11 protein-coding genes are annotated in these 12041 nt (G+C 71.4%); 4 read left to right on the top strand and 7 right to left on the bottom strand.

The window, feature by feature from the left end; all coding sequences use genetic code 11:
- Positions 1-84: 84 nt before the first annotated feature.
- Positions 85-1377, bottom strand: coding sequence for a trypsin-like serine peptidase (locus ABTY15_RS25865; RefSeq protein ID WP_350599988.1), 1293 nt, complete (start codon positions 1375-1377; stop codon positions 85-87).
- Between the two features lie 112 nt (positions 1378-1489).
- Complete coding sequence (locus ABTY15_RS25860) at positions 1490-2158, bottom strand: GAP family protein (protein WP_350599985.1); 669 nt, start codon at positions 2156-2158, stop codon at positions 1490-1492.
- A 260-nt stretch (positions 2159-2418) separates the two neighbouring features.
- On the opposite strand from ABTY15_RS25860, the gene ABTY15_RS25855 reads away from it, so the two are divergent.
- On the top strand, positions 2419-3768 hold the full coding sequence (locus tag ABTY15_RS25855; RefSeq protein ID WP_350599983.1) for an MFS transporter: 1350 nt from the start codon (positions 2419-2421) through the stop codon (positions 3766-3768).
- A 39-nt stretch (positions 3769-3807) separates the two neighbouring features.
- Here the strand turns inward: ABTY15_RS25855 and ABTY15_RS25850 are convergent, their stop codons facing one another.
- Positions 3808-4251 (bottom strand): DUF4259 domain-containing protein, encoded by a 444-nt coding sequence (locus ABTY15_RS25850; RefSeq protein WP_350599981.1) that lies wholly within the window; start codon positions 4249-4251, stop codon positions 3808-3810.
- 124 nt (positions 4252-4375) lie between these two features.
- The gene (locus tag ABTY15_RS25845; protein ID WP_350599979.1) at positions 4376-5092 is read right to left on the bottom strand and encodes a TetR/AcrR family transcriptional regulator; all 717 of its coding nucleotides are present in this window, start codon (positions 5090-5092) and stop codon (positions 4376-4378) included.
- 165 nt (positions 5093-5257) lie between these two features.
- Here ABTY15_RS25845 and ABTY15_RS25840 point away from each other — a divergent pair, with 165 nt between their 5' ends.
- Positions 5258-6712 carry a DHA2 family efflux MFS transporter permease subunit gene (locus ABTY15_RS25840; protein WP_350599975.1) on the top strand — a complete coding sequence of 485 codons (1455 nt, stop codon included), beginning with the start codon at positions 5258-5260 and terminating at the stop codon, positions 6710-6712.
- A gap of 113 nt (positions 6713-6825) precedes the next feature.
- On the opposite strand, the gene argG is transcribed toward ABTY15_RS25840, so the two are convergent.
- The 3 genes from argG to ABTY15_RS25825 form a co-directional block, all read right to left on the bottom strand.
- Positions 6826-8238, bottom strand: coding sequence for an argininosuccinate synthase (argG, locus tag ABTY15_RS25835; RefSeq protein WP_350599972.1), 1413 nt, complete (start codon positions 8236-8238; stop codon positions 6826-6828).
- Positions 8239-8460: 222 nt separating this feature from the next.
- Positions 8461-8991 carry an ATP-binding transcription factor AbmR gene (abmR, locus tag ABTY15_RS25830; protein WP_350599969.1) on the bottom strand — a complete coding sequence of 177 codons (531 nt, stop codon included), beginning with the start codon at positions 8989-8991 and terminating at the stop codon, positions 8461-8463.
- A gap of 125 nt (positions 8992-9116) precedes the next feature.
- Complete coding sequence (locus ABTY15_RS25825) at positions 9117-10331, bottom strand: hypothetical protein (protein WP_350599967.1); 1215 nt, start codon at positions 10329-10331, stop codon at positions 9117-9119.
- 212 nt (positions 10332-10543) lie between these two features.
- Between ABTY15_RS25825 and ABTY15_RS25820 the strand changes: the two genes are divergently transcribed.
- Positions 10544-11092, top strand: a complete 549-nt coding sequence (locus ABTY15_RS25820) for a GNAT family N-acetyltransferase (protein ID WP_350599964.1) — start codon at positions 10544-10546, stop codon at positions 11090-11092.
- A gap of 227 nt (positions 11093-11319) precedes the next feature.
- Positions 11320-11904 (top strand): YdeI/OmpD-associated family protein, encoded by a 585-nt coding sequence (locus tag ABTY15_RS25815; RefSeq protein ID WP_350599961.1) that lies wholly within the window; start codon positions 11320-11322, stop codon positions 11902-11904.
- Positions 11905-12041: the final 137 nt, after the last annotated feature.

The following is a 12041-nucleotide window of genomic DNA, read 5'->3' as shown; positions in this document are numbered from 1 at the left end:
GGCCGCCGCGATCGCGACGGCCCCGGGCGCTCCTCGGCCGGGTTCGCTGGGCTGGCCGGGGCGGCCCGCCCTGGCGGTGCCGGGTCAGCCCTTCTTGGCGATGAAGTTGTAGAGGCCGGCCGCGACGTCGTCCAGGTACGGACCGGCTTGCCACTTCTGATCGCCGTCGTGGCCGACGGAGACGTTGCTGACCAGCGCCGGCTTGCCGTCCTTGGCGGCCAGCCAGCCGCCGCCGCTGGAGCCGCCGGTCATCGAGCAGCCGATCGTCAGCATCGGCGGGCGGTTCGGGTCGTAGGCGAGGCGGCTGGGCTTGCCGCCGTCGCAGTGGTTGAGCTCCAGGCCGTCGAACGGCGGGCCCGCCGGGTAGCCGTAGTTGGTGATGGACAGCTGGTCGCGCGGGGCGTTGAACCAGACCGGCAGCGCGCCGCCGACCGTCTCCTCCAGCGACTTGCCGGTGTCCTCCTCCGGCTTGACCCGCAGGATCGCGAAGTCGTACTGGGCGGCCGGACCGACCTCGCCGCCCTCGGCCTTCCAGACCGGGGAGGTGACGTAGTTGACCGCGTCCCACTTGCCGTACGGCGCGTACTGCGTGACGTCCGTGGGCCGCTTGCCGCCGCTGACGGCGCCGCTCGCGTTGAAGTCGGGGATGAAGACGATGTTGCTGTTGAAGGTGGAGCCCTTGCCCTGGTGGGCGCAGTGGCCGGCGGTCCAGACCAGGTTGCTCTTGCCGGGGTGGGCCGGGTCGGCCACCACGGTGCCGGAGCAGACGTAGTTCTGGCCCAGCTTGCCCGGCGCGAGGGTCTGCGCACCCGGCTTGTCGAAGAAGATCTTGCCGAACACGGACAGGTTCTTCGCGTACGGGTGGGGATCCGCCTGGGCGTTGACGGTCTTCGGCGGCGCGTCGACGCCACCGTCGGCGGGCGGCTGCCCGGGGACGGAGGGCTGCGCGGTGGCGGTCGCGGGAGCGGTGGCCGGCGCGGTGGGCTGCGGCGCCTGCGTGGTCGGCTGACCGGTGGGCTTGCCGCCCGGGCCGGGCGCCGGCGGCTTCAGCGGCTCGACCGGCTGGGCGCTGAGGATCCGCTCCAGCGTCCAGTAGCCCTTGGCCACGGCCGGGAGGGCGTAGTCCTTGGCCCACTTCTCCCAGTCGTCGGCCTTCCACTTCTTGAGGTCGTCGAGGTTGGCCGGCAGGCCCAGGCCGGTGGTGCCGGTGGCGGGACCGGTCGCGGAGCCGGTGGCTGCTGCGGTGGCCCCCGTGGCCACCGAGTCGCCGGGGCTGTTGTCCGGTCCGCAGGCCGAGGTGGCGAGCAGGGTGAGCGCGACGGTGGACGCCCCGAGGGCAGCCCGAACCGTGCGCCGGGTACGACGCGTTGCTGACATGAAGGTTGAAGTCCCCCTGAACGACGGCCCGGCTCCGTAACGGCAGAGCCGGGTACTGCGCAGAGGAGTATGTCATCAACCGTCAGACCCTCGTCCACCTGGGGCGATCGGCTCAGCCGAGCCCGGTGACGGCGTCCCCGAGGTAGGCCGCCCCGAGCACGGCCAGCACCGTGGTGTCGATGGCCGCGTGGTGCGCGGCCAGCCACGCCTTCCACTCCCCGAGGATCCGGGCGGAGGAGGCACCGCCGAGCAGGTGGACCCCGAGCGGCAGCAGCACGCACAGCGAGCCGACCAGCACCATCAGCACGCCGGCCACCGCCTTGCCCGCGCCACCCGCCGGGGCGGTCGCGATGCCGGCGGCACCGCCGACGGCCAGCGCCAGGTCCTTAGGGCCGGCGGCGACCAGGACCGCCCCGAGACCGGCGGACCTCGCCACCGTGAACCGGTCCATCTCCCGCATCCAGGGCGGCGGCGCCCGGACGTGGCCCTCGCGCGGCCGGTCGCGCCACTGCCGGGCGGCCAGCAGCACCAGGAGCACCCCGAGCGCGAACCTGAGCCAGGACGACCAGGTGGGCCTCCCGTCGCCCCCGCCCGGCCCGCTGCCCACCGCCACCACGACGGCCACCACCGCCGCCAGGGCACCCACCCAGCCGGCCGCGAGGGCGAGCCCGTTCGCCCGGCCGCGCGGCGTGGCCAACACCAGGACCATCGCGATCAGCGCCAGCGGGCTGATCGCGATGCCCGCCGCCGAGGCCAGCATCGAACCGACCGCCTCACCCATCCCCACTCCCGTGCCCACTCCCTTTCCCTCCTCGCCCGTCGTGCACGACCGAAGCTCTCATCTGAATGAGCTCCTGGGGGCCATGACCGATTCCAGCCGGCCCACGCAATCACCCGTTCGAGCGAGGTGTGGTTCGGTGGGATGACGAGCGGCCGGCCCGGGGACTCCCCATTTCTCTCGATGTGAAGTATCTTGATGTCGAGATTGATGCGGATGTGACAGCCGGTGCGACGGCCGGCGGGACAACGGGGGGCCTGCGCATGCGGGAGAACGGACTGATCGCGCAGCTGCGGAGACCGCCGGGCGGGCGGGACGCGCGGATCATGCTGATGGCGCAGGGCGTCGACCGGACCGGGACCGGCGTGTGGGCAGCGGCCTCGGTGCTGTACTTCACCTTCGTGTGCGGCATGGACGCACGGCAGCTGGGCCTGCTGCTCGGGGTGGGCGCGGTCGCGGGGATCGCCGGCTCGCCGCTGGCGGGCCGGGCGGCCGAACGGATCCCGGTGCGCGCCCTGCTGATCGGGTGCCACCTGCTGCGACTCGGGACGATGGGCCTGCTGCTGGTGGTCGACGACTTCGCCGCGCTGCTGCCCGTGGTCGCCCTCACCTGCCTGGCCGAACGAGCCGCCAAGACCCTGGAGATGCTCTTCGCCACCCGGATCGCGGGCGAGCGGCGCGGCACCTACCAGGCGCTGTTCCGCAGCGTGGCCAATGCCGGGTACGCCGTCGGCGCGGGCATCGCGGCGATCGGCCTGGCGGTGGGCAGCACGGGCGCCTACCGCGCGCTGATCCTCGCCAACGCCCTCTCCTTCGTGCTGGCCGCCGTACTGGTCCAGCGCACCCGCGAGCCGGCCGGCCACGGCCTGGTGGCGGCGTCCTCCACCTCCGAGGCCGCCCCCGGCGAACCGTCGGCGGCACCCCCGAGCCCCTGGCGCGATCGCGGCTACCTGCTCTTCATCCTGCTGGACATGCCGCTCAACCTGGACGACTCCATCCTCAACGTCGGCCTGCCGCTGTGGCTCGTGCACCACACCGGCGCGCCGTACGCCGTCGTCCCCGTCTTCCTGATCGCCAACACGGTGCTCGTGGTGCTCCTGCAACTGCGGGTCTCCTCTTGGGCCGAGGGCCCGCGCGGGGCTGCCAGGGCGGTCGGCTGGTACGGCGTGACCCTGCTCGCCTGCTGCCTGCTGACCGCGCTCGCCACCGGCGGCGGGCCGTGGACCGCCTCGCTCGCCCTGCTGGCCGCCGCGACGCTCGTCACCCTGGCGGAGCTGATGCGCTCGGTGAGCTCCTGGGAGCTGGCGGTCAGTCTTGCCCCGCCGCGCGCCCAGGCCTCCTACCTGGGGGTGGCCGGGATGTCCCAGTCGGTGCAGAAGTCGGTGGGCCCGCTGCTGCTCACCGGCGTGGTGATGACGGCCGGACCGGTCGGCTGGCTCTGCCTCGGTTCGGCCGCCACCGGCCTCAGCCTGCTCCAGCGCCGGGCCAGCCTCCGCCGCCTGGCGGCCCTCACGGTCCCTGTTGCTGAGCTGGCCCCGGCCGCCGAACCGGCGCGGGCGACCGAACCGGCGCGGGCCGCCGAGCCGGCTCACGCCCCCGAACGCGTCGGGTGACGGCTCCTGCGGGAGGAGCAGGAGCGTCCAGGTCCGGCGTCACCTCCTGACGTCGGCCTCCCCCGTCTGCTGCGCGCGTGGCTGTTCCCCGGACTCGGTGCTCCGGTCGGCCGCCGCGCACCGGGCGGTGGCGCCGGTCAGCTGGTCGAACGTGCGGTTCAGCACCGACCGTCGTTCCTCCTTGAAGGCCGGCGAGGGGTTCAGACCGTCGATGGTCCGTTCCCAGACGGCCATGTAGATCTTCTTCCACTCCTCGACCACCCCGGCCTGCGGCAGGTCGTCGGCGGCGTAGCCGGCCCGGACGAGGGCGTACAGCAACTCCAGGTTGCACGGCACGGCGACGCCCCAGTACTGATCGGGCTCGATGTCGACGGGATCGCCGGCCACCGCCTCGGCGACCTCGGTGACGAGCCGGTCGACGACGATCGACAGGTGGTCCAACGCCGTGTCGCTCTCGAAGTTCCCGCTGCCCCAGGTGCCCACCAGGCCTCCTCCGAACGATGGTGTCGTGCTCCTCGGGCCCCATCGAACCAGGCCGGAGTGACACTGCCGACCGGACGAATCCGGAACGGCGCCGGAACCGGTCGTCGAGGGCTCCGGGCCGTCATCAGGGGGCGGCGGAGAAGCCGTTGATCAGGACGCGGATGCCGAAGGCCAGGCGGGCGTCGGCCGAACCGGCGGACAGTTCGGCGGCGCACCCGGCCAGGTACGGGTAGCGGGCGGGGTCCAGGCCGGTGAGCCGGTCCTCGATGGTGGCGTTCTCGTGCCGCCGGTCCAGGGCGGCCTGGAGCTCGTCCTGGGCCGCCCCGGAACCGCCGGTCTCGGCCGGTCCGGCGCCCACCCCGGTCTCGAAGGCCACGGCGCCGATGTGCATGGCGATCAGGTCGCAGGCCCAGGCGGCGTTCTGCCGGCTCAGCCCGCCGGCCAGCAGCAGGCCGAGGACGTGGTCGAACAGCTCCAGCCAGGCGGGGCCGGTCGGGATGTGCCCGAGCGACACCCGGCCGAGTCCGGGGTACTCGGTGAGCGCGTGCACGACCCGGGTGACGGTGGCCGCCAACTCCTCGCGCCACCGCGCCGGATCGGCGGGTTCCAGCCGGACGGTCGCGACCACGGCGTCGAGCATCTGGTGCAACAGCTCGTCACGGTTGGCCACGTAGACGTAGAGCGAGGCGGGCCCGGTGTCCAGCTCCGCCGCGACCCGGCGCATGGTGACGGCAGTCAGGCCCTCCTGGCGCAGGACGCGCAGTCCGGCCGCGACGACGGCCTCCTCGCTCAGCGGGGCCTTGGCGGGGCGGCTGCGGGTGCTGCGGCGTGCGGGCGTCATGGGATGAGCCTAGCAGTTGACACGAACGCCGTTCGGTACGAACACTGTTCGTGGCGAACACTGTTCGTGGCGAACAGTGTTCGTTGCGATCGCTGTTCGTCACGATCGCTGCGCGTCAGAAGCGCTGTTCGTCACCTGTGCTGTCCGTTCCGAGGGGGAGATCCCGTGACCCAGACCGCCCTACCCGGCCCCGGCCCCGGCCCGGCCGCGTCGCCATCCCAGCCACCCCACCCGCCCCGTTCGCCGCATCCACGCCGCTGGGCGGTGCTGGCGGTGGTGCTGGCGGCCGAGGTGATGGACCTGCTCGACGCGACCATCACCGGGGTCGCCGCCCCCGCGATCGCGGCCGGCCTCGGCGGCGGCCGGGACGTCGTGCAGTGGCTCCAGGCCGGCTACACCCTCCCGTTCGCCGTCCTGCTGGTCACGGCCGGCCGGCTCGGTGACCGCTTCGGCCGCCGTCGGCTGTTCCTGATCGGTGCGCTCGGCTTCACGCTCGCCTCGGCGCTGTGCGCGCTGGCCACCGGTCCGGGCTGGCTGATCGCGGACCGCGCCCTCCAGGGGGCGTTCGGCGCGCTGCTCATCCCGCAGGGGTTCGGCATCCTCAAGGAGGTGTTCCCGGCCGAGGAACTCGGCAAGGCCCTGGGCCTGTTCGGCCCCGTCATGGGCCTGTGTGCGGTCGGCGGGCCGATCCTGGGCGGCGTGCTCACCCAGTCCGACCTGCTCGGCACGGGATGGCGCTCGATCTTCCTGGTCAACCTGCCGATCGGCCTGGCCGCGCTGGTCGGCGCGCTGCGCTGGATCCCGCGCACGAGGCCGGCCGCCGGGCAGCGACTGGACACCGCCGGCATGGTGGTGGTCGGCGCGTCCTCGGCCGCGCTGGTCTTCCCGCTCGTCCAAGGACCCGAACTCCACTGGCCCGTCTGGACGTTCGTCGTCCTGGCGCTGGCCCCGGCGGGATTCGCCCTGTTCGGCCGACTTCAACTGCGCAGCACGGAACCACTGGTGACGCCAAGTCTGCTGCGTAACCGGTGCTTCACCCAGGGGATCGCCGTCGCGATCGTCTTCTTCGCCTCCTTCAGCGGTCTGATCCTGGTGCTGTCGCTCTTCCTCCAGGGCCCGCTGGGCATGGACCCGCAGGGAGCCGGTCTCGCCGTCGCCCCGCTGGCCCTCGGCATCGCGGTGACCGCCGGGCCGGCCGGGGCGCTGGCCGCGCGGCGCGGCCGGGCGGTGATCCAGGCGGGCATCCTGCTCTCCGCCACGGGCCTGGCCCTACTCGCGGGCGTGGCCTGGATGTCGGCGGAGGACACCAGTGCCTGGCGGCTGGCGGCCGGGGTGTTCGTCACCGGCCTGGGGATGGGTCTGGTCATCCCGCCGCTGTTCGACGTGATCCTCGCCGGCGTCGCCGACGACGAGGTCGGATCGGCGTCCGGGGTCCTCAATGCGGTTCAGCAGCTGGCCAATTCGCTCGGTGTGGCCCTGCTGGTCACGGCCTGGACCGGCTTCGTCGACCACGGCGCCGCGCCGACCTCGGCACTGGCCGCCACGGCCCTGCTGACGGTGGCCCTGATGGCGGCCGCGCTGCTGCTCTCGGTCCGTCTGCCCGATCGCCTCCGGCCCTGAGCCGGCCCCGATCTCACCCTGAGCGGGTGGTGTGCTCCACCGGCTGATCACAGCAGAAGGCGGCACCACCGTGTGCGTCGGTGGTGCCGCCTCCGTTCACCGGACCCGTCGGATCAGTCGGTCCCGGACTCGATCGCGGCGTGGTCCAGCGCGGTGGACCCCTCCGCGTCGCCGGTGCCGGCCGCGATGGGGGCCGCCCCGCCCGGGGACAGCTCGCCGATCAGACCGCTCCACGGCGCCAGCTGGCCGTGCACGGCGTACTGCTCCAGCTTGCTGCGCGAGTCGGCGATGTCCAGGTTCCGCATGGTCAGCTGGCCGATGCGGTCGTCCGGGACGAACGCGGCGTCGACGCTGCGCTCCATCGACAGCTTCTCGGGGTGGTAGCTGAAGTTGGGGCCCTGGGTGTCGAGCACCGAGTAGTCCTGGCCGCGCCGCAGCCGCAGGGTGACGCTGCCGGTGACCGGGTGGCCGATCCAGCGCTGCATGCTGTCGCGGAGCATCAGCGACTGCGGGTCGAACCAGCGGCCCTCGTAGAGCAGCCGGCCGAGGCGGCGGCCCTGGGTGTGGTAGGTGGCGAGGGTGTCCTCGTTGTGGATGGCGTTCAGCAGCCGCTCGTAGGCGATGTGCAGCAGCGCCATGCCGGGGGCCTCGTAGATGCCGCGGCTCTTGGCCTCGATGATGCGGTTCTCGATCTGGTCCGACATGCCCAGGCCGTGACGACCGCCGATGCGGTTGGCCTCGTGGACCAGCTCGACGGCGTCGGCGAAGGCCTGGCCGTTGATCCGGACCGGGCGGCCGAACTCGAACTCGACGGTGACGTCCTCGGTCTGGATCTCGACCGCCGGGTCCCAGAAGGCCACGCCCATGATCGGGCTGACGATCTCCAGGGAGGCGTCCAGGAACTCCAGCCGCTTCGCCTCGTGGGTGGCGCCCCAGATGTTGGCGTCGGTGGAGTAGGCCTTCTCGGCGGAGTCCCGGTAGGGCAGGTCCCGCTCGGCGAGCCACTCGGACATCTCCTTGCGGCCGCCGAGCTGGTCGACGAAGGCCTGGTCCAGCCACGGCTTGTAGATCCGCAGGTTGGGGTTGGCCAGCAGACCGTAGCGGTAGAACCGCTCGATGTCGTTGCCCTTGTAGGTGGAGCCGTCGCCCCAGATGGAGACCTCGTCCTCGTGCATCGCGCGCACCAGCAGAGTGCCGGTCACGGCGCGGCCGAGCGGGGTGGTGTTGAAGTACGTCTGCCCGGCGGAGCGGATGTGGAAGGCACCGCAGGCGAGGGCGGCGAGGCCCTCCTCGACCAGCGCCGCGCGGCAGTCGACGAGGCGGGCCTGCTCGGCGCCGTAGGCGCGGCCACGGGCCGGCACGTCGGCGAGGTTCGGCTCGTCGTACTGGCCGATGTCGGCCGTGTAGGCGTAGGGGACGGCACCCTTCTCGCGCATCCACGCGACCGCGACCGAGGTGTCCAATCCACCGGAGAATGCGATACCGATCCGTTCACCGACCGGCAGCTGGCTCAAGACCTTCGACATGGATGCACCCTAGACCCGCAGCGTGCGGGCTCCTGACTTGGCGACGTGTGAGGGGATTCGGCGTTATCCGATGCCCGCACTCTGGCATAGGTTTGCAGAGTACCGCAAGAGCATACGGTCGCGTCGGGTGGGGTGCCGGTCGTCCGGGCCCACTGTCCGGCCCGGCCGACCGGCTGTCGATCGCCTCAACTCACCTGTACAGGAGGTGAGTTCGGGGAGGGGTCAGGAGGTGCTGTCGGCGTCCGGCCCCTGCGCGCGCAGCCGACGGACGTTCTCCAGGGATTCACGTAGTTCGGCGAGCCAGGCGTCGGAGTGCCGCTGGACGAGGCGGACGCACCAGGCGAGCGCCTCGCTGCGGCTGCGGGCGACGCCCGCCTCCACCAGGGTGTCGAGCACCTGCCGCTCGGGCTGGCGCAGTCGGGTCATGACGGGGGCCGAGACCGTGGTGAACATGCCCCGCAGGTCGCCGCACTCGGCGCCCCAGGAGACCTTGCGGCCGTAGCGGCGCTCGGCCTCGCGGGCGACGCCGATCCGGGCGTCCCGGGTGCGGTCGCGGAATTCGGCGATCCGGCCTTCGAAGGCCGCCTCGCGCTCGGCCTCCGAGGCGGAGCCGTCCAGCTCCGGCTCGGCGATGCGGCCGACGACGGTGATCTCCTCGCGGTCGGCGGTGATCTCGACCAGTTCGGTGAACAGGTCGGCGGGCAGGCGTCCGGTGAACCATCCCCGGAGCTCTTCGGGTGAGGTTGTAATCATGTAATCAGCATTACTCCGCCGAAGTGGGATGGCAAGAGCCCGGCGGCAGGAACAGCTGGGAAAGACGTCGGGCCGGCCCCCCGAGGGGGGCCGGCCCACAGCTGGAAGATCCGAGTCGCCGAGGCTCATCTGACTTCCCACTCGCCGCTCGTGCTGTTGAAGCGGACGCGGGTGTTGCTTCGGTTCGTCGACTGCGTGTAGCTGGCAGCTCCGTCGACATTGGCCCCATTGCCCGCGATGGTGACGGTGAACGCGCCGTTGCCCTTGACCTCGTGCGTCTCTCCGTCGAACGGCGCCATGGGAAGCGTGACCGTCCTCCCGGAAGCCGTGACGGTGACGAACCGTTGTTCGGTCGCGATCGTAAGGTTCACGGCCGTCGTGACTGTAGGGCCGTTCGCGGCGTAGAGCGTTTCGAACCTGGGAGCGGCGAAGGAGATCGCTGCCCCAGGACCCACCGTGCCGGCCGGAAGTGTATACGTCACATTCGTGCCGTCAATTGCGGTGATCTTCTTTGCCGCGCCGCTATCGAGTCCAGCGACCGATATGTACTGCCCGACGGCCAGTCCAGTTGCCGAGTTCACAACGAGCGTCCCTGGGGTGCTGACGGTGCCGTTCGGCATCGACGCGGGGACCGTCGCGTAGAGCGTTCCTGCGGCGACGCATCGGCGCGCGAAACGCGTTCCCCCGCTCGGCGCAGCCTCCCATACCGTGTCGCCGACCTCATAGGTGAGAGGCTGTGCATCGCGTTGCACCGACGGCAGACCCGGCGACGCAGTGAACCGCACCTGTGCACTTCCGCCGATCGCGGCGATACCCAGAGGCGAGCCGAGGTAAATTCCGTGAATGAACCACGGGGCTGGCGCGCGAACTTTCGCGATTCCTGTGGGGAAGCGCATGTATTCCCGATAGCCGGTGTTGTCATTCGTCCAGATCAACCACGGGTTGGCGTCGCCGGCGTACTTGAGTTCCGAGTGGTCATAGATGTTGGCGTCGGGGCCGACGCCAAGGACGTCCAAAGACAGGAAGGACATCCCGGTGCCACTGACCAACTCGCCGAGTCGCGATCTAACGGACCGCGCGCCCCGCTGGTTGAAGTACTCAAACGGCCGCTTCGACGCGACTCCGGCCACGATCTCGAACGGGGTGCTGCCGGCGATGGAGGCCCCTGCCGTCAGATTGCTTCCGATGACCGAGGGGCTCCCCTGGAGTGAGCAGTTATTCCCGTCCTCGTTGTAGCAGTGGAGGAAATTGGGATGGCCGTGATCGTCTTCGTGCCGATGACGCCTGTGATGGCGATCTTCTGTCCAACGAAGAGCCCCTTCGCTGAAGACCGCAAGCACATCTTGAGCAGCGGACAGAATTGTGCCTGTGCGCCCGCCTCGACGTCCCGTGATCCGAGTGGAAGACCGTGCCTGCCGACGCGTCATCCCCGATTCCGGCTGCTCTTGAGCTGCCGCCGATCGTGCCCGCCGTTCTGACCGGGGCGATCACCATGTCCGTCGGGGACGTAAAGCGGTGGACAGTCCTCCGGTGGTGCGCGAGCATCCCCGCGATGAACAGTGAACTTCCCTCCGTTCCCAAGCGCGTCCGCTTCGTCGAGCTCAACGCGACGGCGCTGCGGGCGCTTGCAGACGGTGACCTCGCCGGCGGCAGCGCCGAGGCCGGGGTCGCCCTTGACGAACACTTCGTCTGCGACCGGGCCCGTTGGATCTTCGGCTATCGCGCTGACCAACTCGCCAAGGACCCGTCTGCCGCGCCCTGGATCACGCGGGCCGCGGTCTCGGAGCCGGACGGGGTCGTTGTCGGCGACGCGGGGTTCCACGGGCCGCCGGACGAGGCCGGGATGGTCGAGGTCGGCTACAGCGTCGTGCCCGGGTACCGCCGCCAGGGCTATGCCCGCGCCATGCTGACGGCGCTGCTCGTCAGGGCCGCCGCCGAACCCGGTGTCAGGACCGTGCGGGCCAGAATCGGATCCGACAACATCGCCTCCCTGGCCACCATCGCGGGTTTCGGTTTCACGCGCGTCGGCGAGCAGGGGAACGAGCGTGATGGGATCGCGATCGTCTTCGAGGTCCCGGCAGACGCGATTCAGGCCGCGTAGCGTTACGGCCCCGCCGGACGTGGTGATCGTCCTGGTCGGGCCGTGACGTGAGAGGGGCCGCACTTCTGTGCGGCTGCCGCGCAATGGTGCGGTACGGCGGCGCCGGGTGCGGCCGGTCGGTCTGCAGCCCTGCGGTGTCCGCGCTGTCGACGGCCTCGAACATCCGCTCCCCTCCGCTGAACTGAGCCGCTGTCGGTGGTTGGCGCGGCCGGGCTAGCCTGGCCCGCATGGAGGAGTTCAACGGGGTGGAAGTCGTCGCGTTCCCGGATGCGGGGGCCTTTGACGACTGGCTGGCCGTGCACCACACCCGCCGCGAGGGCGTGTGGGTCAAGGTGGCGAAGAAGGCGTCGGGGATCGCGTCGGTCACGGATGACGAACTGGTCGACGTGGGGCTGTGCTGGGGCTGGATCTCCGGGCAGCGTCGGGGCTTGGACGACCGGTATTACCTGCAGAAGTACGGGCCGCGGCGACCGAGGGGCCTGTGGTCGCGGGTGAATGTCGAGAAGGTCGCGGTGTTGGCGGCGGCGGGCCGGATGCGAGGGCCTGGCCTCGCCGAGGTCGAACGGGCCCAGGCGGACGGCCGCTGGGACCGGGCGTACGCATCGCAAGCGACAGCTGTTGTCCCGGACGACCTTGCGGCGGCGCTTGCCGCGGACCCGGCGGCGCGTGCGGCGTTCGACGCGCTCGACCGGACCGCCCGCTACCTCGTGATGCTCCCGCTGCTCCAGGCTGCGACGCCGGAGACCCGGCAGACGCGGCTGGAGCGGGCGGTACGGGACCTCGCGGAGGGGTGGCAGGCGGGTAGAGGGTGATCGTCCCGGTGGGAACTCCTGGACCGTTGGTCCTGTGACCTGGAGCGATCCGCGAGTCGTGAGCCGGTGAATCTTCCCGGCCGCAGTGCTGGCGGACGCAGTTCAGCCGACAGCACTGCGGCCGGCTGGCCGCCAGC

The sequence above is a fragment of the Kitasatospora sp. NPDC097643 genome (genome assembly GCF_040302625.1).
GTDB lineage: Bacteria > Actinomycetota > Actinomycetes > Streptomycetales > Streptomycetaceae > Kitasatospora.
This window is presented reverse-complemented; position numbering and strand designations above follow the sequence as displayed.